This window comes from Crocinitomix catalasitica ATCC 23190, from assembly GCF_000621625.1.
Classification (GTDB): domain Bacteria; phylum Bacteroidota; class Bacteroidia; order Flavobacteriales_D; family Crocinitomicaceae; genus Crocinitomix; species Crocinitomix catalasitica.
In genome coordinates, this window is sequence record NZ_JHXV01000007.1 from 146777 (window position 1) to 170391 (window position 23615).

Here is a 23615-nt window from a genome sequence, read left to right on the forward strand (position 1 = left end):
TCTGGCTCGGAGCAAACCGAAAGCGAAGTGCTTCCCAATGCCTTATATTCCACAAATAAAAAGCCTCAAAATTAGAATTTATTTAGCTGCGAATCAGTATATTTTCCCCCTCCCCGCGTTAAGGATCGCAGCGGATATCCTTTTCCCTGACCGCCTCGGGCGGAAGTACAGGGAAAAGATTAGAGCGTAGAGCCTGACCCGTTAGGGGAACGCCCAAACACCAACAGTACTTAGTGACCGCTCCTTGTTAAAGCGCATTGTCTGCGACAGGAATTAATAATTAAGGTTTGGGAGTAGCTTTGTTTTATTCAAACTCAAAATAGTTCGCTTTAGCCACCTTTTCAAGCGACTTGAGTGTCTTTTTGTCGAGTAGGGCGCCTTTGTCGTAAAGAAGGTAATAGAGGCTTTCCTTTTGCTTGAGGTGACTTGTTTGATTGATTAAGGTGAGGATGGTTGCTGATGTTTTTGCTGACCACTGCGTTTGTTGGTCTAAAATCTCTACTGACGTCTCAAAATAGGGCATTTGATGGAGTAGTTGCTGACTTAAAATTTCGATAGCGGATAAAGACAAAGTCTCGGTTTTTAATCGTTTAATTATTTCTGTTTTGGTAATATCGAGATTTGTTTTACCATAATGATTCAATAGTGTTTCTTGCATATTGGCATGGCTTAAACTGTTATCTGGAACGAGTTGAATGACAATTAATGCCAATTGGGTATCAGCCGAATCAATAATATTAATCAATTGTTGGTCGATAGATGAGTTATCAGTGGTGTTCTCTATTTGATAAGCTAATGCTGCCAATTGACTTGCGGCGTTGCTATTGGCGGTGAAATAATTTAATGGGTATTGCTTGAATATAAATTGATTGGAATAGTTAAGAATTTCGGACTGGGCATGGGTATGCACCAAATGCCAAAGGGTATAACACGAATATAAGGCTCCAGGCACAAAGCTATTTTTTAGGGCCACATCAGTTGCTCCTGTAACACCGTCGACTTCTGATTTGGCTTGGCCAGGTTGCACCAATTCGTCCATATTAAAATCTTTTAATCGACTGTTGGGGTCTTTTAGAATTTTGTCTAATTGCAAATAGTCTTCGGCTGTGAAAGGTAAATGATCAATTTTAGTGAGGATCTCGTTTTCGGGAAGTTCGTAACGAACATAATTTCCGGCAAAATCCCAATAAATTCGAATGCGGATAGGCATACAATCACTGCTTGTGCAAACGGGGGTGAAAATGTCGCTGACGTATTCAGTAGGCATTCCATCTTTTAACAATAATTCAACGGAATTATTCATGGTGTCTAATACAATACCTGTCGATTTAGAATCTTTACTAGGTGCAATTCCTGTTAAAATAGAAACGGTAAATACGATAATTAAACTAAAGCTAAATTTCCAAAAATGATTCATTTCGTCTGTTTTATTCAGACTTCAAAGCTAAATAGAGATGAATGGTATCACAATACCACTTTTGTGGTATAGCAAAAAAGGCACGTTGAAATTGATTTGAAATAGTGTTTTAAATAACTGAATGTCAACTATTAATATTTAGATTGATTCTAAACAAAACATTTTCTTAACCTGAATATACCTCATTAGTGGTATTGTTTGAGGACAATTCTTAACGTAAAATTGCATAAAAAATACAGGAAATGAAGAATATTATTGTTAGTTTAAGTGTACTATTATTATCTACTATGACATTAACAGCACAACAGAAAAAAGCAGAAGACATCAAAGCCATAAAATCATTATGTGGATGTTTTGAAATTGACTTTGATTATACCGAAACATTTGCCAAGGATACCAATTATGTAAAGCACGATGATTATCATGCGACAGCTGGTGCTGAATATGCTTTTATTGTGGAAGAAACTGAAGATTTAATTTCTATTCAACATTTATTGATTGTAGGTGGTGGGCATATTGTTAAGCACTGGAGAGAAGATTGGATTTTTGAAAATACTGATTTTTACGAATTTGATAGTGAGTTAAACTGGAATTATTCGACACGTAAAGCAAGAGAAGTAAAAGGAACTTGGACACAAAAAGTATATCAAGTTGATGATAGTCCGCGTTACGAAGGATTTGCGACTTGGGTACACGAGGATGGGAAACATACTTGGTCAAGCATTACTGACGGACCATTACCACGAAGAGAATATTCGCACCGTTCGGATTATAATGTATTAAAAAGAGGAAATAGATTGGCCTTAACGTCTACTGGTTGGTTACACGAACAAGACAATGTAAAAATAATTCGAACTGAAAACGGTGACGAAGAATTGGTACAAGAAAAAGGATTCAATAATTATAAAATACAAGAAGAAGGTAAGTGTCAAGCAGCGATTGATTGGTGGAAGAAGAACGAAGCTTATTGGGCATTGGTTCGTGCTGAATGGAAAACACTATTCGAATTGAAACAAGATATTTCTATCGCGCAAAAAGTTGATGACAAAATGTTATGGGAAGCATTATTCGGTTTAGGTACTGAAGTAGCTGAGAAAACACCTATCGACAATGACGCAGCAGTAAAGGATATCACTGCAATTATTCAAAAATACGCATTAACGAAATCTTAGTATCTAAGTTCGTTTATTATTGAGTGTTTGGTTGGAAATAGCGAAATTTAATTTTGTTCTATTTCTGACCAATCGCTTTTTAAGGAAGTAATATTTCCAATTCAATGGCCATATAATTTACGTATTGGCTCATCCAAAATAAAGTAAGCTATACAATTTTAAAAATACCCTTTTTAGGGGATGTTGATTTACTTGTTTTACCTTTTTTAGGGTATTGCGAGCGGGGGATTCCTCAACTACATTTGCACTATTAAGAATCATTCTAAATAATAACAAAACAATAAAATGAAAAAAATTATACTTTCAATCGCAGTTTTAACAAGCGGATTAATCTATGCGCAAGTCAACGATTCAGTTGCTTTGGGCATGGGATATGCCAATCAATCTTTCTATAGTTTAGCAGATGGCGAAGTTGGAAACGAAGACAATGGCAACTGGGATTTAGCCTTTGATGCAAGTCCGTTCGGATCTACCATTCGTTTAAACAGAAGAATTAATGAAGTGTTTTTAGCAAGTGAAGATGAGACGACTTGGGAAACAATTGATACAGCAGGAATGGCTGAATGGCCTTCTTATATAAATGGATATGATAGTTGGGCTGAAGGTGCTTTAAATGCGCCAGCTGATTTAGCTGTTCCTGAAGATTTAGGTTGGGGGATTTACAATACAATTACCCATGCAACAGAGGGGAATAGAATTTTTGTAGTGAAATTCGGAGACGGATCTGTTAAAAAATTATGGATTCAGTCGTTGGCGAGTGGTGCTTACACTTTCCGTTTTGCGAATTTGGACAATACAGAAGATGAAACCGCTTCCATTTTAAAAGGAGATTATTCAACGAAGAACTTCGCTTATTATTCGTTAGCTACAGCTTCAGTTATTGATAGAGAACCAGCGACTGGCAGTTGGGATTTATTGTTTACCAATTATGTTTTAGAATTGGCTCCAGGTTATATCAGTGGTGTAACAGGTGTGATTTCAAATTATGAAACAACTATCTACGTGGCAGCAGAAATGCCTGTTGATGTTGCTGAATACGATGTTGATGGATTTGAAACTTCAATTTCTACGATTGGTTATGATTGGAAGTCATTCGATTTAGACACTTATACCTACAATGTTGTAGAAGATCTATCATACTTTGTAAAAACGCAAAATGATGAAATATATCAAATTGTTTTCACAGGATTTAATGGATCAAGTGATGGTAAATCATACTTCACAAAAACAAAAGTGACATTTGCTAGCTTGGTAGAAGAGGAAGTTTTTATTGCCAATATTTATCCTAATCCAGCGAACCATAAAATTACTATTGATGCACCTGTTCAAGGCATTCAAGGCGTTAAAATTTACAATGTAAATGGTCAAATGGTATATACGGATGCGCAAATTAACGGGCAGCATCAAGTACATGTAGATGTAAACGAATTACCTGAAGGATTTTATATTGTTCAAATCACGGACAATGCAAACCAAGTCATTACTAAAAAGATTAGTGTAGTACATTAATAAATTTTCTTTCGTAAAATAAATCCGGGTCTTTATGCTTGTCATAGGAGGATAAAGGCCCGTTTTTTAATCCTATTAAATGTCAAATAATTGTAAATATATTGAAATCCACTCAGCAGCAATTGGTGCTGTATTGGCTTGCAGTAAATGTGATACATTGAAGATTGAGATAGGCAATATGATGGCTTTAATTTCTCCCAATTCGTTCGATGCTATTCATTTGGACTTTACTGAACGTATAGCACATTATACATTCGATGAAAATTCTATAAAGCCTTTATATATCTGTTTAAATGCAGGGAATTTATTCTTGAAATTAACACCTAATGAGTTTCTAGAATTAGTTGAATTATTTGGTATTGCTAAACATATAATGGTTGCACAGACCTATATCAATTCTATCGCATGAGAATCTTAATATTAATCATCACTTCTATAATTGTCAATTGTTCGTGGTCACAGATCAATTTTACAATTAAAGATGCGCATGAAAACACAGTAATTCCTTCGGTTTTAATGCAGACCAAGAATATTAACACCGGGGAAGCAAAGACGTATTATAGCGATGAAACAGGCGAAATTCTAAACATCAATGCTTGTGAGCAGTGTTATGTAAAAATAAGTGCGGTTGGTTTTGAAGCCATGATCGATACAATTGCAATTACATCTTCGGCTACTTTCAAATTAAACGCAGATAATTTATTTAATGAGGTGGTTGTTACAGCGCAATATCACCCCATCAGTCAAAACAAAGCTGTTCAAAAAATTACGATAATCAACCAAGAACAAATTGAAAATTCCGGGTCGAATAATTTGAGTGATATCTTGGCTTATCAATCAGGCATTCGGATGACACAGGATAATATTCTGGGAAGCTCATTGCAAATGGGCGGAATGTCCGGACAAAATGTGAAAATATTAATAGACGGTGTTCCAATTATTGGTCGTCAAGACGGAAATCTAGATCTCAGTCAAATCAATTTAAATAATATTGAACGGATCGAATTAGTTGAAGGTCCATTGTCTGTCAATTTTGGAACAAATGCACTGGGAGGAACGATTAATTTGATTACAAAAAAAGCAAGTGGGAAAACTGTTTCCGTGTCTTTACAATCTTATTATGAAACGATCGGGAATTATAATCTGAACCTAAGTGCTTCAACAAAATTGAATAAAACAACCCTTTATTTATCAGCTGGTCGGAATTATTTTGATGGTTGGTCAGCTACCGATCCTTTTATTCAATTTCCTAAATCCCGATTAGCAGATACGAGTCGTTTTAAAACCTGGAAACCAAAAGAGCAATACTTCGCAGATGTATCCGTACAAAGAAGTTTAAACGGATGGAATACCAAACCATATTTCAGATATTTTGAAGAAGTCATTACCAATAGAGGATATCCCAATAAACCCTATTTCATCAATGCTTTGGACGATTATTATGCAACCAATAGAACAGATGTTGGTTTAAATGTAACCAAAGACTTTAAAGGCAGCAATTTCAAAGCGGTATTGGCTTATAACCAATTCAAACGCATTAAAAACACTTATTATAAAGACCTAACTGACCTTACAGAAGTATTATCAGAAACGGACGGATCTCAAGATACTTCACGATTCAATCTAATTAATTTAAGAGCCAATTATAATTTTGGTTTGAGCCCTAAACTTCGTTTTGGAGTTGGAACAGATTTAAATTTAGAGTCCTCTTATGGGAGAAGAATAGCAGATAAAGAGCAAGTAATTGGAGATTATGCCGTTTTTGCCACTGTAGATTGGACTTTATACGATCAAATCATCATCAAACCAGGATTGAGATATGCCTACAATACGGTTTATAAAGCACCTATCATACCTTCGTTAAATTTAAAATGGGGGAATAAAAAATGGGCGGCAAGATTCTCTGTTGCAAGTGGATTTAGATCCCCTTCATTAAAGGAATTGTATTTCGACTTCGTCGATATCAATCATGACATTCAGGGCAATCCCGATTTGCAGTCAGAAAAATCAATGAACTATTCTTTGCATTTAAATTGGCGGAAACCAATCTTTAAAAAGAGCTTATTTAAAATAGAATATGGTGCTTTTTATAATGATATTCAAAACTTAATCACCCTCGGAACATTAGCCGATAATTCTTATACCTATATCAATATTGGAACCTATAAAACAATAGGGAATCAATTAGGATTCTCATTGCAGTCGGGAACTATAACGGCACAAATTAATGGACATTATACAGGTAGATATAATTATTTGTCAGAAGAAGATGAAAGTGTTGATCCTTATGCTTTTTCGCCAGAGGTAAGTTCGAATATTACCTATAAAATTCTAAAAGGTAGAATGAGTTTTAACCTTTTCTATAAATTCAATGGCCCGATTAATACTTTCAATTTAGATGCAGACGAAAATGTTTATACAAGCAATCAATCGGGTTATCATATACTCGACTTTAATGTCGGATTCCGTTTATTAAAGAAGAAATTAAATTTAAATATTGGTGCAAAAAATATACTGAATGTACAATCAATCAATATTACAGGAACGAGTGGGGGAGTCCATTCGAGTGGTGGAAGTTTAAATGCAGGGCGAGGAATTTCAGGATTTATATCCTTAAAATATACATTAGATTATGAAAACAAGAATGGTAATAAATAGTATCGGTGTACTATTAATATTGGCGGTTTTAGTTGCTTGTGAAAAGGAAGAGATTCCAGTTCCAGCGCATATTCCAGGAGATGGAGAGACCAATACAATAGAATTGGGTCAATATTATGAGAATCAATTATTTTTTGATTTGGGAACGAATACTGTAGTGGCATCTAATTTAAAATCGGCTTGGGATTTATCATTCGAAAGTGCTGAAGATGGATTTCACATCTTTTTAAATTCTGCAAAAGGAATGGCTATTCACCGCAGTGATTTATCATTCGATGCGATTACGAGTGCTGATGATTTAGTTTGGAAATGGGACGCACATTCAGGGAATATTGATTCAACTGCAATAGGGAATTGGCAATTGTCAGATCAACTTTATGTAATTGACAGAGGATATGATCATACAGGCACCCATTTAGGGTATTATAAACTAAAAGTGAATGCATTCGATGCCACTTCTTATACGATATTGGTTGGTGATATTTCATCAAGTACAGGTGTTGAAAAAGTGGTTATGAAAGATGCCAGTCGACATTTAACGTACTACCATTTAGAAACAGGGACTATTGAAATCGCTCCAAAAGATGAATTATACGATATTGTTTTCACGCAGTATACCTATTTATTTACAGAACCAGAGATGCCTTATTTAGTATCAGGGGTTCTATTAAATCGCCAAAACACATTGGCAATTGAATTGAAAGAAACGGATTATAACAGCGTTAACTTAAGTGATATTATCGATTTGGAATTGAGTGGAGAGCTAGATGCAATTGGGTATGAATGGAAATTCTACGCATATGACGAAGGTGTTTATTTAATCGATCCAGACAAGGTTTATATCATTAAGACGGCAGATGGACTTTATTATAAATTACATTTCGTTGGTTTTTATAATGAATCCGGTTTAAAAGGATATCCAAGTATTGAGATTCAGCAATTATAAATAAGACATTTATCAGTTTGACAATTCAGAACAATGGATTAAATAAATACCACAGCTACTGCGGAGCATGGTCTTCGGCCGTTGATGAAAACTTCATGCGTCGCATCTTTGGTAATCGTATTGCGACCGAAGGAATGTTAAGCCTTCGCTGAAAGCGGCAAAAGTAAATATTGACCTCTATAAGTTCTAGGGTAGCAATATCTGTTCCTTTTATTGGGGCATACTTTTTAAAAATAGCATATCCAAAAGCTCCTTTCATTAACCACTAGTGATATCCGAAAAATTCAGCGCTAGCACTAAAAGTAAGATTAACCCTATGTTTTTACAGTCGCTCTTTTCCATTTTTAAATCCTCTTGAAGGTCTAAACTTACTTACTATCAAACTAATTACCAGTTGACTAATTTAAAAATAAACTAAATTTTATTTGCTTGGTAATAATGTTTTTAATATATTTTCAACATTAAACCCAAAACCTAATCTTTTAATTGTGAAAAAGTTACTCCTTATTTTCTCATTTTTATTGCTCCTACTTTCTTGTAAAAAAGACCCTCCTATTCCTTCTATATCTTTTTGTGAAGAGTTTCCTGACGAATGTGTGGACGTAAGAGAAGTAAAAGATTATTTCTATTTCAATTATGGTTCGTGGTGGGTGTATGAAGAGGAAAATTCGGGGTTAAGAGATTCGGTGTATATAACGGAAACCTTTACGGATAAATCATCTGTTCTTTTTGAGACATGGTTTTATAGTACTTATGATGGATATTTTTACATTTATTTCACAACTGGAGTTAGACCTGAGGTCAAAAATAATATGGCGAAGAAATCAGAAAAATTAACTACAGTCTATCGGTCAAAAGGCAAACCAGGAGACTATGTGGCGGAAGGAGAGTGTTTTATGTTCTATCCAGTACCCGGTTTGTGGACTTATTCTTATGGGGGGGGGTATATTGGTTTTGACAATATACTAGAAATAGAAGATGTTTTTGCTGACTATATGGTAATTGAGGAAAATTTCCAAAAAGTTGTTAAAGTAACAGAAGAACATACGGCAATTGAAGAATCTCAACCCACCATTCATTATTACTGCCCCAATGTGGGTTTAATTAAAAAAGAATTATTGGATAGTAACCAGATTTGGAATTTGGTTGATTATCATATCGTTAAATAACTTGTTCGTCTACTGACGGAACCTAAAACTTAATATCATGATTAAAAGACTAATTGTCGGGACATTAATTTGTCTCGTAGGGAGCTTGTATGCCCAAACGGATGCATTAAATGCAAAAAAATACTGGAAGTTTAGAAATAGTTTTCGGCAAGACTTTGTGAAAATAGGGCCTGAAAGAGGCGAAGGTATACCTATAGCATCAAGACTGCCAACAGGTTGTACAAATTTAATTTCAGGAGAAGCACAAGGTATGGTAAGATGGGCAGATGGGATGATTTTTCAGGGCCATTATATTGGCTTTTTGGCAACAGAATACCGGTTACTCAAGGATAGAGGGCAAGATGTGGAAGCCACACTGAATGAATTGTATTATGCGCTCAATGCGATTAATCGTGCTGATAAGTTGGCTGAACCAATTATTACAGGAATAGATGATAATGGTTTGCCCATTGAGAAACCAGAATCTTTAAACGGTTTTTATTTACGGGATGATGCCGATCAATTTTCCTACCTAAATTGGGAAAACGCAAAAATAGAATGCAAATGTTCGCAAGGGTCAGCATTTTTCAGCAATAATATGAATGGTACGAATTCAGGTGATTGGAAATCAATTGCAGAAACAAACGATCATTCAACTCCAAGTTTAGACCAAATGACATCACTTTTAGTTGGTATTACAGTTATTGATAAACTGATTGAAGATGGTGTGTATGTTCAGCCAACACCAAGTGATTCGATTATGGATATAAAAAATATGGCACTACAAATTGCTAATCGGTTAATAAGCTATGCTCGTTCACATAATTATTTTCTATTAGATGAATGGGGTTGGCCAGTTGGTAATGGAGGTGGAGAATTAATTGCGACCGCATATCCCATCTCAGTGATTGGAAATAATTTATTAGGGAATGATTATTCATTGACAATGAAAAGAAAAATTTGGCGATATGGTGCGGCTCAGAAGTATTATAGTACGCTAGACCTCGATAGAAAAGTAAGTATACTTGATACTTTGACAATGTCAGAAATGAACCAAATAGGTAGGTTTTCAGCTATAAACCCTTGGCTTGATGGCACAGGACTAAGTAATTTTGAAACCTACAATCTTTCAGGTATACCAGCATCGATTTCAACTGATTTTTCAGACAATTTATGGAATTCTTTTTTACCAGAGAATATTGATGAGATGATTTTAGATTGGGAAGATAATAATAAGTATGATGGTTCTGCTGGGGATTATGATTATGATTATCTTTTAGCGATTGCAGGTTTATTTATAGACAAACCATTAATAAAAGATTATAACGCAACTATTATGTTTAATTTGGGGGTTGCTAGCGGTATTTTTAGTTCAGATCAAGTTTTAGCATGGGGTGGTGCAACACAAAATTATCAATTAATTTTAGTTGATGCAATTTTAGATGAAACTACACCAGTAACTGGCACAAAAACATATTTTAAATCCTTGCTTGATTCTATGCCTGAATATGGTGGGTTTAAATTTCATAGCGAAAAGTATTATGTACTTGAAGATAGTGTTGGGCCGAAACAAACGGTTTGGACAAAAGGATGGGGAGGTGAATATAAATGGAACGATCCATTAGAATCTCATTCCGAAACTGGACATACAGGTCAGTTCAACGCTTTAGACTATATGTACTTACATAATTTATACTACTTAGTATATGGAGGAGAAATTGAGCAAGAATATACAGATAATTACGATTGTTTTTGCGGATCTGTTACATGGAATGATATTAACGATTTAACGGTCGTAGAAGATCCAGGTGGATATAGTCAAGAATTATCTTCAATGTTAAGTCTAGATGTAAACATAAACCCAAATATGAAAAAACAACTGGAGATATTAGAATTTTGTAGTAACAATGCTTTCGATTCCGTGGTGACGATAACGAATGATACTTTGGATCAACTTTTTGACAGTTATCATGACATAGGTATTCTACTAAATAAATTTCAAACTAGTGAACATACGGTTGAAGATAATGGTGGAATTAATATTAGAAGCAGACTAATAATTTGCGAGGATAAAACAATGACAATTGAAGATGGAGGAGAAATAAATCTTCAAAAAGGTGAAATTTTAATAAAACCTGATGCAAAACTAATAATTGAAGGATTAGTTAACGTCCAATATAATACCAAAATTATAGTTGAAGATGGCGGTGAAATAGTAATAAAAGATGGTGGTATTCTTGAAAACTCTGGATATATACAACTTAAAACAGGTGCGAAATTAATTTATGAAGAAGGTGCAACAATAAAAATGCAAGATGATTTAGCCGAAATCCATTTTGATGGTGGTGATCTTGAAATTGGGGAAGGTGCTGTTTTTACATTCGAAAAAAGTGCTTCACAAAGTGGTCATTTACGTTTTTCAATGTGGGGTGACCATATTTTTGCAGGATTAAATTCTGAAATAATACTAGAAGGTAATGGTAAATCCGATCCAATTTTAGTTTTGGATAAAAATGCAAATTTTTGGTGTGATTCTGACAGCTTAAATGAGGTTACTTTAATAGAAGGACGGGTATTGTTTGATACGAGTTCAATACTTGTGATACCACAAGTATTTACAGCGAATGATGTATTTTTTGAAGGTAAAGCAACGAATAACGGATTGGCACTTTTTGATGAATCAACTATAATTGACTGTGAATTTAATGAAGTGCCAATAGTAGCTCCTCTATATTATAAAAGGTCAGGTGATTTTAACATGTATTTCTCTGAATTTAATAATAATTCAGACCGTCCTATGGTGAGAATAGAGGGGATGGGGTACGTTGTTAATAATACAGAGTTTAATGGAACAGCTTCATATATGTTTGATGCGAAAAACACTACGCAACAATCTCAAATTTCAAGTTCAACATTTAATGGAGATATATCAATGGTTAGTGTAATTGATAATTCAAATGCTGAGTTGTCAATTTCTAAATCTGATTTTAATACATCGTACGCAGCCGTACATAAATTGAATGGAAAGCTAAATTTGAAATGTAATGATTTTAATAATTTTTATCGCGCGGCGGCAGTGGCAGATGGTAACAGTTTACTTGACATGTCTGGCAGTTCAGCTGGAGGATATAATGTTTTTGATATCACTGGCACTAGTAATGCTAATAATATTGCTTTATGGGGTGCTCAAGGGTTCTTAATCGATAGGGGTTATAATTATTTTGATGATGCATCTACAAATGCTATTATTGGGGGGGAGATACAATACCGTTGTATGCCTGGAGTATTATTGATGGGGTTAGCAAGGTCAAATCAATGGAATCTTGCTAATTCTGCTCCGTCAGCTGCGGATATTGACGTTGGTAGTGTTTATGATGGATGTCCATCAATCTCATTTCTAACAACTGATCGTGGCTCAGCCACATGCCCGGTAACAGAAGGTGATTTTGAAGGTAGCTTTTTCTCCTTAATTCCGTCAACAACCCATGGATTGGAATCCATTTCAACGACTAGTTTTTACAATACAACTTTATCAGATGCTTTAGATGCTTGCTTAGAAATGACAAAAATGTTTGATGATACAAAAAGTGACGTAACTGCTCTCGCTTTATTTGAAGAGGTATTAACGACTTATCCTACATTAAGTGATACTAACTTAACAACTCAGGGTTTAGTTAATTTAGGAGCTCAGTATATGAAAAACACGCTTGGTCACGCATTATTTACATCTGAAATTACTAGATCAAATAATCAAACAAGTTTTGACCAAGGTGTGCAAGATTATGTAAATGTATTAAATGCGTTAACATCTGTCCCCTTAACACAAACCAATTATAAACAACAGTTTTATTGGGAAATGGATAAAGCACATTTATTTCATACATTTGGTAAGCACTCCATGGCATTATCAATATTATACAACATGGAAAGTTGTGGAGTTGATTCGTCAGAACAAGCACATTTAAATTATTGGAAACGTCAATTTGAAGAAGAAAATAATAAAATTGGTTTTGGTTATAGAGCTGAATTTATAGATTCAGTTTGGACTGATACAACGAACTATTTGATACCAGTAAACAAAAATTTTGGTGATTTTGGTTCAATGATTATGAGTCTTAATAGTGTATATTTTTCAAGTTGTTCTGGAGGAAGTAATATGAAATTGCAAGATAATGCATTTAGTAGAAATAGTAATATGATTGATAATGGTGATCGACATTCTATTAAAGATTCAACCTTTGCAACGCTAAATGAAAATACTGCATTTAATATTTTTCCTAATCCAAATTCGGGATTCTTTAATGTGCAATATTACATGCCAAAAAATTCAACTGGATATTTGGTGATCCATAGTATAGAAGGTAAAAAAATTCACCAGATTAAGTGTGCAGAAGGATCACATAATGAAAATGTAAATTTGTCAACTATAGAGTCAGGGACTTATATTTATAGTTATGTAGTTGACGGAATTCGTGTACAAAATGGTAAATTAATTATCTACGATTAATTATATATTTCTTTACAAAATTAGTTAACTAAAGGCATCTCTAAATTATTGGAGGTGCCTTTTTTACGTATATACTTAAATTCCGATGTAGATTATACTTTGATCTTTGTTTTTTTTGACTTTTGCGTTAAGGATAGAGTGGATATCCTTTTTTATCCGTCCGCCTCAGGCGGATAAAAAAGATAAGAACGTATAGCCTGACCTTTTCTTTACTCACTGAGCCATAGTATTGAGTGGCTGCGGTGATAGCTTGTCGAGGTGGATAAAGGAAAGGGAACGCCCTAAAAATTTAAACTCATTCGCTTCTTTTCGCTGTTTGACAGAAGTGTGACAATTCAGAGCAATGGATTAAATAATTTTGCGCTATGAAAGGTCAAATTATTTTCTTTTTACTGCTATTTGTCTTTGGCAATCAGCTTGTTCTTGGTCAGGTTGTTAAAGGTACGATTATAGATGAGGAAACAAGAATGCCACTTTTTGGCGTATTGGTTCATTTAGAGGGTGAATTAAATTTAGAAACGAAGTCTGATTCTTCTGGAAATTTCCGTTTTGAATCTGTTCCATTCGGCCGTATTAATTTAGCATTCGGTGTGGGTAAATACCAGGACGTGAATATCGAAAACATCTTCGTTACCTCAGGGAAAGAAGTTGAGGTTTCAGTTGAAATGAAACATTATGTTCGTGAATTGAAGTCGGTAGAAATAGGCATTCGTCAGAATAGTGGGATTGGTCAAAACAGAATGGCTACAGTCAGTAATCATGTTTTAAAAATAGAAGAGGTTGAAAAATATGCTGGAAGTTTAGATGATCCAATGCGATTGGTTACCAACTACGCAGGTGTCATTCAACAAAGTTCTGGATTCAATAATTTCACCGTACGTGGTAATGCGCCGATAGGTATGTTATATCGATTGGAAGGAATTCCAATTCACAATCCAAATCATTTCGCAGAAATAGGTTCAACTGGTGGATTTGTGACGCAGTTCAGTACACAATTATTAACAACGAGCGAATTCTTTTCTGGTGCGTTTCCTGCAGAATTCGGGAATGCAAATTCAGCTGTATTTGATTTTAAATTCAGAAAAGGGAACAGTGAAAAAAGAGAACATGCCATTCAAGTGAATGTGTTTGGAGTTGATGTTGCAACAGAAGGTCCGTTTAAAAAGGGTGGGAAAGCCTCTTATCTTATTAATTATAGATACTCATCATTAGGTTTATTGGCTAAAACTTTCAGATTCGAATCGATTGTTCCAGCATACCAAGATCTTTCTTTCAACTTGAATTTCCCAACAAAAAAGATGGGTAATTTTAATATTTTCGGAATTGGAGGATTAAGCGAATTAACCATTGCACCATCGCGTGATTCGTCTACTTGGGATGCGGAAACCAATAAAACACAAAGGAATTTAGGCAGTAATTCGGGAGCAATAGGATTGGTTCATTATTTACGAACTTCCGACAAGGGTTATTGGCATTCCGTTGTTGCGGGATCGATCGGTAAATATTTTGACAATGCTGCTTATCTTGAAAATGATTTAAAACTATATACAAGAGATTGGTCGGATTATCAAGATTCAAGAATAACATTCACCAGTGATTATAACCATAAATTTGGGCGTCGTCATTCGAACAAAACAGGTGTGATTTTAACCCAATTGAATCATGATTTTGTATCAGCGCGATTCAATAAACAAGTCTATGGAATGGATACCTTAGGTGTTTCAACAGGTGGCAGTCAAACCGTTCAAGCTTATACACAATCTCAATTCAATTTAGGTGGGAGATTAACAATTAATGCGGGCTTACATTATTTGCTTTTTGCGTTGAATCAAAAACAATCATTAGAACCTAGATTAGGATTCATTTACCGTATCAATGACCGGTCGTTATTGTCTGGAGGTTATGGTTTGCATAGCAAAGTTGAAGATTTAAGCATTTATTTTTATCAAAAGGAACTAGAGGATGGTACAATTTATCAGCCGAATAAGAATCTTGACTTAATGAAGGCTCACCATGGTGTATTGCGATACATGTACTTTATTCGACCGAAATTAAAGTGGACCACTGAAGTTTATATGCAATATATGTACAATGCTCCAGCGGCACCAAATGGCGCATTCTCAACAATGAATCTACTTTGGGAATTCCCTACAATAGCTTTAGAAAACGTTGGGCAAGGACGGAATTATGGGATCGAAATGAGTTTAGAAAGATCAACTAAAAAGGGCTATTACTTTTTGATTACTGGTGCATTGTTCAGTGCAGAATATGCAGGAGGAGATGACGTTTGGAGGAATACAGAATTCAACCAATTGTTTTCGTATAATGTATTGGTTGGCAAAGAATACGACAGAGAGAGCAAAGGAAATAAACAACGTTTTTTTAGCTGGAATGTGAATATGAAACACAGTGGAGGAACATGGAGAACACCTGTTGACATCGATCAATCTAAATTATATGGTTGGACACGTTACGATTTTGATAATCCTTATACCAACAAGCAGCCGAACAGTTTCTTAATCGATGCAAGCATTCGTTTTAAAAATATTCGACCAAATATGACCGGTGAATTCTCTATTCGAATTAAAAACTTATTGTACAATCGTACAGTGATTAATGAAGAATGGGATGACAATGCGCAGGACATTAAAATTATTCGCGATTATGGAATGATTCCATTGATCGGGTATAAAGTGTGGTTTTAGGTTAGACCCACCTTCATCAAAACTATGGTGGGCAAGGAAAAAGAAGAAAGACAAAAGATTTGCTCCGCATGTATTTGTGCTGCTGCGGTTGTCAATCACACGAAAGGTTATAATCAACCAGCAATTCAATTAAACTACAAAATGCTGAAACCTCTTATTTTTAGTTGATTGAAACGGTATATTAATAGATTTTAGTAAAATACGTGAAAAACGATTGCACGATAATTACGACACGGTCTGTTCGTTGGACAATGTAAAAGACCATTGCTGTAGGAAATGAAAGGAAAATTTTTAGTCTTTAATGAAGTGATTAATCCATCCATTTTAGAAGACCGAATCCGAGCGCTAGCCAAATCAATCCTTTTACTAAGAAAAACGTGAAACCTATCCAACCAATTTTTTTTAACCAAGGATTTTGGAACCATTTATTAGTTGATTTTTCGTTTTTATTTTCCTCGCTCATGATCTTGCTGCACCAACTTAAATCTGTTTGAAGTGTGCTGTACAAAGATAGCCATTTCTACATTTTTTAGTATGAAATAAAGGAACTTATTCTTGGGTTAAAAATCTTGAATAAAAGAAGTAACGTTAGTAATATAAGTTTCAAAGCCCATAATTTCTGGAATATTTGAATGATTCGCTCCTTCAACGCGGTAAGGCACTTTAGGTCCTGGATGATTTTCGAATACCAATTCCCCATTTTGAATGGCTACATAATCATCGATTTTACCATGAAGCCACATGAGAGGTGCATCCACCTTTTTTATTTGCTCGGCATTATCGAATTTTAAAGATGATAAGAAAGAAGGTTTAACCTCGAGGAATAAAGAACTTTCAATGAGGTTGGCAACAGATGCCAAAGGCGATTCGAGTATTAATTTACGCGGTTTAAAATCCGTACGATTGACAGATCGTTCGATCAGAGGAATACAACCTAAGCTATACCCGTAATAATAAGTTTTTTCAGCAGAAACACCTTGTCCTATTAACCAATCAATACAAGCATCCACATCTTCAGATAAACCAGCTTCGCTCGAATTCCCTTCAGACATTCCATAACCTCTGTAATCCATCATTAAAACCCCATAATTCATATGACCAGATACATTCGCTAACAAAGTAGCGCGCGAATAATAATTATCCATATGAGCAGATTGACCATGCGCATATAAAATAACAGTGTCAGCGGCAATCTTACTCAAATCACCAATATAAACAGCATAAATAGCAAAGGATTCGCCAGTTGCTTCGTCAATCGATGTTAGTTGTATTAAATTCCTATCAGCAGCAGTTAATTTATATTCGTCTGGAATTTCTAATTCGTAGTCCGTTGCAGCCTCGAATTGGTATTCGGTTAACTTTTCACTGGGGAAGCCTAAGGCATCCAAATTGGCTTTTTTACAACCTATAAAAAGTAAAGCAATACTGATGGCAATGATAAAGTTCTTTTTCATGACCTAGTTTTTTCCGAGTTTATAACGTACACCTAAATAGAAACCATTCGCTCCATTTTTACCAGTTAATGAGGTATAAGGAATGAAAGCATACGAATTATCTTTATAAGGAGCCAAGAATTTTAATTCTGTGATGATCTCCCATTTATCAGACTTGGTTTTCCATATATGTCCAATTTGAGGATTAAAAATCCAATGATCCGTTTGCGTTTGGTCGTTCGCTTTGGTTTTAGACAATTCGAAATAATTATTAAACCCTATATAGAAATAACTTCTCCTTTGCCCGTAATTCCAATAAGCGTTAAGATCGACAGTTGGCCAAAACTTAGCCGCTTTATCATTGAAGTCGTAGATGAAATTAAAACCAGGATTCACCGAGATATTTGGCCGGTATTTATTTTGATTGAGTAGTTTAAAAGTGACACCTGCATCTATTTGAAAATTTCCAAATATTGCAGCTGTTGTATGCCAGGCGCCATGTAGCGTTAAATTTGAATCCAAGCCGTAGCCCAATTCGATTGCAGTGATCGGCATTGGAATAGGTGCGCCGAAGTCAATAACCGGTCCACCTAAATGCGCACCGACTGAAACTTCGCCCTTGTCGAGCGGTTCGACAAACCGAGAAGGCGCACAATTGTAGAGTCCAAATATGGGTAAGAGGGTTAATATTATCCAAATATTTTTCATACTTGAAGGTAGGAAGAAATTGGTAATTAAAGTGAGTAGAGGGGTTATTTTTGGTAAAGGTGAATTACATATCTGAACATTGGACTTGGATAAGGGACAACTTCAGAGGGAATCACAACCCTTTCACCAGCCAGAATTTTTATAAATTCAGACTCGTTTGGCAGACGTTCATTGTAAATAATTTCGTCGAAATCGATTTGTCGATTTGAGGTCAAGAATTTCCAATTATAAAAAGCCAATGCTTGCGGATATGTTAGGCCTTCAACTAAGTCATTCGGGTTCGATTTGAAATCATAATCCGCTACATTTATTAAGGAGTCAGGGCAAAGTTGAATTGAATGTTGAGTTGATTCAAAGGTGCTTTTATGATTGTGTTTACAGATCTCATTACAGCTCACACAATTAATTTGAGGGTAAACATTTATGCTTTCTGTAATTGCGAATTTTTCATAATTCATAGTTCTTCTCATTCCATGTCCCATATCTTTTTCGCGTACATTCCAATGCCAATTTGTGCTATCATTTACTTCATAAACTTTATTGTTTTCATTCCACTCAAAATAGCCTATGAAAGCCATTCTCTTTAAATCTTGCCAATGATAGGTGTATCGATATTTGGTCTTAATTATGGTATTTAAATCTGATACTGAACCATTATTATTGTAGAGCGGACTAAGCAAAGGTAAATACGCTTCAGGGTTGATCTTTTTATGCCATTTAAAATTATAATCAAAAGGAAATAATACTCTATTTGGTAATAGTTCTGAAGGATCAAATTCTCTCCATTCAAGATTGGCTTGGTCATAATAAACATCAGGATGTTTTAATAAACTTGCGATCTTTTCTTCATCTACGGGCTTATTATTCGTTGAAGTTGTATTGTGATATAAAATCTCGCGAATTATTGAGTCGCTAACAGCATTCAAAAACATTTTGTATTCTTTGTTCGTTATTCTCCAGTGAGAAGTCATATCTTTTTCTGCAATGTTAAATTCTAGTTTTTGGTCTATATAGTTCGGGTAAGATTCATATAATTCTGAATTGTGAGGTAGTGTAAGACGAACTTTATAATCTAATTCTCTAGCGTCAATCTCTTTTTGCAGTTTATCTTCTAAATAAGCCAAATAAGCTTCTGCTTGAATCCCTAAAACGCCCTGTACTGGGTAATTTTCATATTGCTCATCCTTATAATAATGGTTTGCTAGATTATAATGATAATCAAAAGGATGATTAGAATTTTGCGCCCAATTTTGTCGATCTCTTGAAATAAGAATGGGGTTTTGATCAAATCGGTTACGCTTAAAAAACCACATCCTTTCATCAGATAATTTACCTTCGAAAAAGTAGATGCCAAATTGATTACTCGTATAGAAGGTTGATAAAATTGGAATTGTTTCTCTATAATCTATTCTTTTTCGCCAATTAAAATTATAATCAAACGAATATCGTTGTCTATTATATTCATTTAGCCTAGGATCAAAATAAGCAGAATCTTCTCCTTGAACATTTGTATAGTATTTCTCACGTAATAACAATCGTTCTATTTGCCAATCTCCAATTGACCTAGTGCCTGCTGGATCAATATTTCTATAAATAGCTTCACGAAAAATTGAGTCAACTACCCATTCACAGAATTCATCATACTCTTTATTTGTTACCCAATCTGTGCGTAAAAACTTCCAACTTACAGAAGTCAATGTACCCATTGATTCATCAATAGAGGATAGGTATTCAAGGTCATTGCTAATTCCGGTAATCTCGCCCTTTACTGTTGATGAAGGATATTGTTTGAATGCTCCTACGCTATTATTTGAAATGTGCGAAGAACTCAGTTGAATCAAGTTATTCCCAAATATTGGGGTTAGATCCTTTAAGGATTGTGCTTGAAGGTTTGTTAAAAAAAGGCAGAAGGATAGAAAAAATATCTTATTCATTAGGTTTACGTCAAAATACAACCATTAATGTTGTAAATGTAATAAAGTAACCTAATTTCGAACAACCTTTTTGGTGATTACAGAATTACCAACTGTACTTTGAACCATGTATATGCCGCTTTCTGGCAATGTTAAAACAACAGTAGAATATGCAGTTTGAATAGTTTGAACTAATTCACCGAGCCCATTAAAAACTTTAAGAGTTCGATCCGTATTTTCATCGAATTTTAGATTGATTTGTCCAGAATTCGAAGGATTTGGAAAACAAGTAAAACCAGATGAAGAATTTTCAATTTCCTCGACAGCACTTGTTAAATAGCCAAGTGTATACTGGCTAAAAAATCGCCATATTTCTTTAGAAGCATCTATATCTTGATTCGTAATTCCCATTCCATAATCCACAGCACCTGGCCAAGTATGCTCACCGTTATTAATTCTATATAGTTCAATTGTACTACCTAACAATCCTCCTTCATAAAGAAAATGAGTAACAGTAGAACTGTCATATTCGTCAGTATCAGGAACCTCAGTAATAGTTGGTTCTGGATTACATTCATTAAAATCTACCCAATGTTCAATAGTTTGATCTACAGATTTAAAAAAGGCAGAACCTTCGTAAGCGACTGTAGGGTCGTCCGTACCATGAATCTGCATTACAGGCATTGGATGGTTGGTCATGCAATCATCAAATTCTGCCACAGTCATTGTTCCAGTTACCGATGCAACAGCAGCAATTCGACCGCTTAATTGGCAGGCTAATTTATAACTCATAAATCCGCCATTACTCATTCCTGTTGAATAAACTCTAGAATGGTCGATGGAATATCGCGAAGCAACCGTATCAATTAATGCGGATAAGAAATTCACATCATCTACACTTGAAGTACCAAAAGTATTCCAGTGCGTTGCACCGAAGCCATCTAAGGCACCGTCCGGACTAACAATAATGAAGTTAGCTGTATCAGCTATTGGTCTAAAATCACCGTAAAGTTCTTGTTCAAACCCGTTAGATCCGTATCCGTGAAGATTAAGTACTAGAGGTACGGCATAACCGTCAGTATAAATTTCAGGAATATAAATACGATAAGTCCGTTCTAGCCCATCCATTTCGAATCCACTAATAATCGTTGTTTGTGAAAAACCAGCATTTAAGCTGAAAATGAAAAGGATGAATATATATGTTTTTTGTAGCATTTTATTGTTAAATCTAATCTAAATACGTTTTAAAAGTCATAAAGGTTAGTTTATGAAAAGAAAAATTCAAGAGGATTTGACATTTGGTATGTCATTGAAAGCAATGATTTAGATTTTGAATTGTCTACAATTTTATAACTACTGTTCCCTGTCGCGTTAAATTGAGGAGGAGTAAGACTTAAATTATAAGCTGCAGCATTGTAAAAATCATCGCGTTTAGGATGTTCATCAGCGCAACCATTAATTATTTCACCCCATACACTTTGTTCAATAATAGAACGGACAATTTGTATACAATCATCCAAGTGGATTAAGTTAACATACCCATTTGGATTGTCGATATCATCTACCTTCGATAAAAAACGACCAGGATGCCTGTCAGGTCCAACTAATCCTGCAAACCGAACAATTGTAGCGCGGTTACCTAATGATTCTGATATACGGTTTTCGGCGTTCAATACTGCTTTACCGCCTGCTCTAATTGGAGCAGGTAAAGTAGATTCATTCACTGACGCATTCGAATTTCCATAAACAGAAGTAGAACTAATAAAGATTACTTTGGTTTTAGTTTCCAATACATTTAAAATTGTTTGGATTTGTTGCCCATAAGCATCATGACTTTTATTTCTATCCGGTGGAATATTAAGCACCAATACATCTACATTTTCAATAAATTGGCCTAGATTACCAACAATACCGTTCGATTTAATGATTAATCGCCGTACTTTGAAAGGCTGGTTAACGAGGTCAGCAAATTTTTCTGTAGAAGTGGTACTCCCGATTACTTCATAATTTTTATCATATAGATTCTTTGCTAGCGGCAGTCCGAACCACCCTAATCCTATGATTGCTATTTTTGTTTTTTTCACTATTAAGTAATATAAGCTATTATTACGGGAGTCAGTATAAATATTTGAAGGTTACAAATTTACGAAATTTTCAACCTGATTTACATCACTTATTGTTAATTTATTGGTAATAGAAATTATCATTCGTGTTTTTATTTTTATAGTTTAGTAATTCACAAAAAAATAATAACAATGGAAAACGGAGAAATGATAATTGATGATTACGAAAATGGTAATGATTTAGCGTTGTCTACTACAGCATTAGGCTTTTTAAAAGAAACAGGTAAATGGGCTAAATTTATTTCTATTCTTGGTTTTATAGTTGTTGGGTTTATGATAATTGCTTCGTTGGTCATGATGATGGCAGGTTCAGCACTTGGTCGGAATTTCGGCGGAATGAATATGGATGCCACAATTGTAGGTCTGATCTATTTGGGAGTAACAGCACTTTATTTTTTCCCAATTTATTATCTGTATAATTTTTCTGTGAAAATTCAACACGCCATTCTTTCAAAGAATAATCAAGTATTAGAAGATGCATTAGAATTTTTAAAATCTCATTATAAATTTATTGGCATTTTGATGGTGATAATGCTAGGGTTTTATGCATTGATTTTTCTAGTCGGATTATTTGGTGGATTAGCGGCAGCATTCTAAAATAAGCAAACATAAAAAAAGCCGAAACAATACGTTTCGGCTTTTTTTATGTTTTAAATTCTTACAGTTTTTATTCGAACAATAGGAGTAATAATTAATTATTTATTCTGGTATTGGTAGACTTTTTCTAGGTCATTTGCACTATTAATAGACATCTTTAAGTTTTTTACTAAGCCATCTTTTAAGCTATAAACCCAACCGTGGATATAAGGAAATTCACCCGCGTCCCATTCTTCTTGAACGAATGATACTTTGGCCAAGTTACTGACTTGTTCAAGTACATTTAATTCAACGAATCTATTTTCTCTATCTTCAACCTTTTCAATTTTGTCAAGTTCGTTTTGGTGCAAACGATAAACATCTTTAATGTGCAAAAGCCAGTTGTCTAAAAATCCAAATTTGTCATTTGTCATTGCCGCTTTAACTCCTCCGCAACCATAATGTCCACAAACAATAATGTGTTTTACTTTTAATACTTTTACTGCGTAATTAACAACGCTCAATAGGTTAGAGTCGGTGTGTACAACCATATTCGCAATGTTCCGTTGTACAAAAATAGAGCCTGGCATCGCATTGGTTATTTCAGTAGCTGGCACTCGACTATCAGAGCAACCAATCCATAAAAATTTGGGGGTTTGTCCTGCAGATAATTTTGAAAAAAATTCTGGTCGTTCTTTTGCTGTATTTGCAGCCCAATTCACATTTCCTACTAGTAAGTCTTTGATTGTTTCAGCCATCGATAGTTTATTTATTGTATGATTCGAAAGTACAAAATCGAT

17 protein-coding genes are annotated in these 23615 nt (G+C 34.7%); 9 read left to right on the forward strand and 8 right to left on the reverse strand.

What is annotated here, in order from left to right; all coding sequences use genetic code 11:
* Positions 1 to 304: 304 nt before the first annotated feature.
* The gene (locus tag T367_RS23710) at positions 305 to 1417 is read right to left on the reverse strand and encodes a hypothetical protein (protein WP_051568378.1); all 1113 of its coding nucleotides are present in this window, start codon (positions 1415 to 1417) and stop codon (positions 305 to 307) included.
* A gap of 242 nt (positions 1418 to 1659) precedes the next feature.
* Between T367_RS23710 and T367_RS21520 the strand changes: the two genes are divergently transcribed.
* The 8 genes from T367_RS21520 (at position 1660) to T367_RS0105625 (ending at position 16062) form a co-directional block, all read left to right on the forward strand.
* On the forward strand, positions 1660 to 2589 hold the full coding sequence (locus T367_RS21520) for a DUF6607 family protein (RefSeq protein ID WP_051568379.1): 930 nt from the start codon (positions 1660 to 1662) through the stop codon (positions 2587 to 2589).
* A gap of 285 nt (positions 2590 to 2874) precedes the next feature.
* Positions 2875 to 4098, forward strand: coding sequence for a T9SS type A sorting domain-containing protein (locus T367_RS0105590; protein WP_027418957.1), 1224 nt, complete (start codon positions 2875 to 2877; stop codon positions 4096 to 4098).
* Between the two features lie 79 nt (positions 4099 to 4177).
* Positions 4178 to 4507 (forward strand): hypothetical protein, encoded by a 330-nt coding sequence (locus tag T367_RS0105595; RefSeq protein ID WP_027418958.1) that lies wholly within the window; start codon positions 4178 to 4180, stop codon positions 4505 to 4507.
* Positions 4504 to 6756: a TonB-dependent receptor plug domain-containing protein gene (locus T367_RS0105600; RefSeq protein WP_027418959.1), complete on the forward strand. Its 2253-nt coding sequence runs from the start codon at positions 4504 to 4506 to the stop codon at positions 6754 to 6756. Before T367_RS0105595 ends, T367_RS0105600 begins: the two co-directional genes overlap by 4 nt.
* Positions 6731 to 7702 (forward strand): HmuY family protein, encoded by a 972-nt coding sequence (locus tag T367_RS0105605; RefSeq protein WP_027418960.1) that lies wholly within the window; start codon positions 6731 to 6733, stop codon positions 7700 to 7702. The genes T367_RS0105600 and T367_RS0105605 overlap by 26 nt, the downstream gene beginning before the upstream one ends.
* 488 nt (positions 7703 to 8190) lie before the next feature.
* Positions 8191 to 8871 (forward strand): hypothetical protein, encoded by a 681-nt coding sequence (locus tag T367_RS0105615; RefSeq protein WP_157454136.1) that lies wholly within the window; start codon positions 8191 to 8193, stop codon positions 8869 to 8871.
* Positions 8872 to 8908: 37 nt separating this feature from the next.
* The gene (locus T367_RS0105620; protein WP_084274319.1) at positions 8909 to 13357 is read left to right on the forward strand and encodes a T9SS type A sorting domain-containing protein; all 4449 of its coding nucleotides are present in this window, start codon (positions 8909 to 8911) and stop codon (positions 13355 to 13357) included.
* A gap of 365 nt (positions 13358 to 13722) precedes the next feature.
* A complete protein-coding gene (locus T367_RS0105625) occupies positions 13723 to 16062 on the forward strand; it encodes a TonB-dependent receptor (RefSeq protein ID WP_027418964.1) in 2340 nt (779 codons plus the stop codon).
* Positions 16063 to 16372: 310 nt separating this feature from the next.
* Here T367_RS0105625 and T367_RS25140 read toward each other — a convergent pair whose 3' ends face one another.
* From T367_RS25140 to T367_RS0105660, 6 genes are all read right to left on the reverse strand, one after another.
* Entirely contained in the window at positions 16373 to 16525 is a 153-nt protein-coding gene (locus T367_RS25140; RefSeq protein WP_211252686.1) for a hypothetical protein, read from the reverse strand.
* A gap of 97 nt (positions 16526 to 16622) precedes the next feature.
* Positions 16623 to 17516 carry an alpha/beta hydrolase gene (locus tag T367_RS0105640; RefSeq protein ID WP_027418965.1) on the reverse strand — a complete coding sequence of 298 codons (894 nt, stop codon included), beginning with the start codon at positions 17514 to 17516 and terminating at the stop codon, positions 16623 to 16625.
* A gap of 3 nt (positions 17517 to 17519) precedes the next feature.
* A complete protein-coding gene (locus T367_RS0105645; protein WP_027418966.1) occupies positions 17520 to 18203 on the reverse strand; it encodes a hypothetical protein in 684 nt (227 codons plus the stop codon).
* Positions 18204 to 18247: 44 nt separating this feature from the next.
* Positions 18248 to 20137 (reverse strand): hypothetical protein, encoded by a 1890-nt coding sequence (locus tag T367_RS0105650; RefSeq protein ID WP_157454137.1) that lies wholly within the window; start codon positions 20135 to 20137, stop codon positions 18248 to 18250.
* A gap of 51 nt (positions 20138 to 20188) precedes the next feature.
* Positions 20189 to 21331, reverse strand: coding sequence for an extracellular catalytic domain type 1 short-chain-length polyhydroxyalkanoate depolymerase (locus T367_RS21525; protein WP_051568380.1), 1143 nt, complete (start codon positions 21329 to 21331; stop codon positions 20189 to 20191).
* Positions 21332 to 21381: 50 nt separating this feature from the next.
* Positions 21382 to 22200 carry an SDR family oxidoreductase gene (locus T367_RS0105660; protein ID WP_027418968.1) on the reverse strand — a complete coding sequence of 273 codons (819 nt, stop codon included), beginning with the start codon at positions 22198 to 22200 and terminating at the stop codon, positions 21382 to 21384.
* Positions 22201 to 22371: 171 nt separating this feature from the next.
* On the opposite strand from T367_RS0105660, the gene T367_RS0105665 reads away from it, so the two are divergent.
* Positions 22372 to 22836, forward strand: coding sequence for a hypothetical protein (locus T367_RS0105665; protein WP_035842653.1), 465 nt, complete (start codon positions 22372 to 22374; stop codon positions 22834 to 22836).
* 98 nt (positions 22837 to 22934) lie between these two features.
* Here the strand turns inward: T367_RS0105665 and T367_RS0105670 are convergent, their stop codons facing one another.
* Positions 22935 to 23573, reverse strand: a complete 639-nt coding sequence (locus tag T367_RS0105670) for a carbonic anhydrase (protein ID WP_027418970.1) — start codon at positions 23571 to 23573, stop codon at positions 22935 to 22937.
* Positions 23574 to 23615: the final 42 nt, after the last annotated feature.

Bases quoted from the DNA above. Each gene is read 5' to 3' on its own strand.
- T367_RS0105670 (WP_027418970.1), bottom strand. From the start codon at position 23,573: ATGGCTGAAACAATCAAAGACTTACTAGTAGGAAATGTGAATTGGGCT.
- T367_RS0105600 (WP_027418959.1), top strand. From the start codon at position 4,504: ATGAGAATCTTAATATTAATCATCACTTCTATAATTGTCAATTGTTCG.
- T367_RS25140 (WP_211252686.1), bottom strand. From the start codon at position 16,525: ATGAGCGAGGAAAATAAAAACGAAAAATCAACTAATAAATGGTTCCAA.
- T367_RS0105650 (WP_157454137.1), bottom strand. From the start codon at position 20,137: ATGAATAAGATATTTTTTCTATCCTTCTGCCTTTTTTTAACAAACCTT.
- T367_RS0105665 (WP_035842653.1), top strand. From the start codon at position 22,372: ATGGAAAACGGAGAAATGATAATTGATGATTACGAAAATGGTAATGAT.
- T367_RS0105595 (WP_027418958.1), top strand. From the start codon at position 4,178: ATGTCAAATAATTGTAAATATATTGAAATCCACTCAGCAGCAATTGGT.
- T367_RS0105625 (WP_027418964.1), top strand. From the start codon at position 13,723: ATGAAAGGTCAAATTATTTTCTTTTTACTGCTATTTGTCTTTGGCAAT.
- T367_RS21525 (WP_051568380.1), bottom strand. From the start codon at position 21,331: ATGCTACAAAAAACATATATATTCATCCTTTTCATTTTCAGCTTAAAT.
- T367_RS23710 (WP_051568378.1), bottom strand. From the start codon at position 1,417: ATGAATCATTTTTGGAAATTTAGCTTTAGTTTAATTATCGTATTTACC.
- T367_RS0105645 (WP_027418966.1), bottom strand. From the start codon at position 18,203: ATGAAAAATATTTGGATAATATTAACCCTCTTACCCATATTTGGACTC.
- T367_RS0105640 (WP_027418965.1), bottom strand. From the start codon at position 17,516: ATGAAAAAGAACTTTATCATTGCCATCAGTATTGCTTTACTTTTTATA.
- T367_RS21520 (WP_051568379.1), top strand. From the start codon at position 1,660: ATGAAGAATATTATTGTTAGTTTAAGTGTACTATTATTATCTACTATG.
- T367_RS0105620 (WP_084274319.1), top strand. From the start codon at position 8,909: ATGATTAAAAGACTAATTGTCGGGACATTAATTTGTCTCGTAGGGAGC.
- T367_RS0105590 (WP_027418957.1), top strand. From the start codon at position 2,875: ATGAAAAAAATTATACTTTCAATCGCAGTTTTAACAAGCGGATTAATC.
- T367_RS0105605 (WP_027418960.1), top strand. From the start codon at position 6,731: ATGAAAACAAGAATGGTAATAAATAGTATCGGTGTACTATTAATATTG.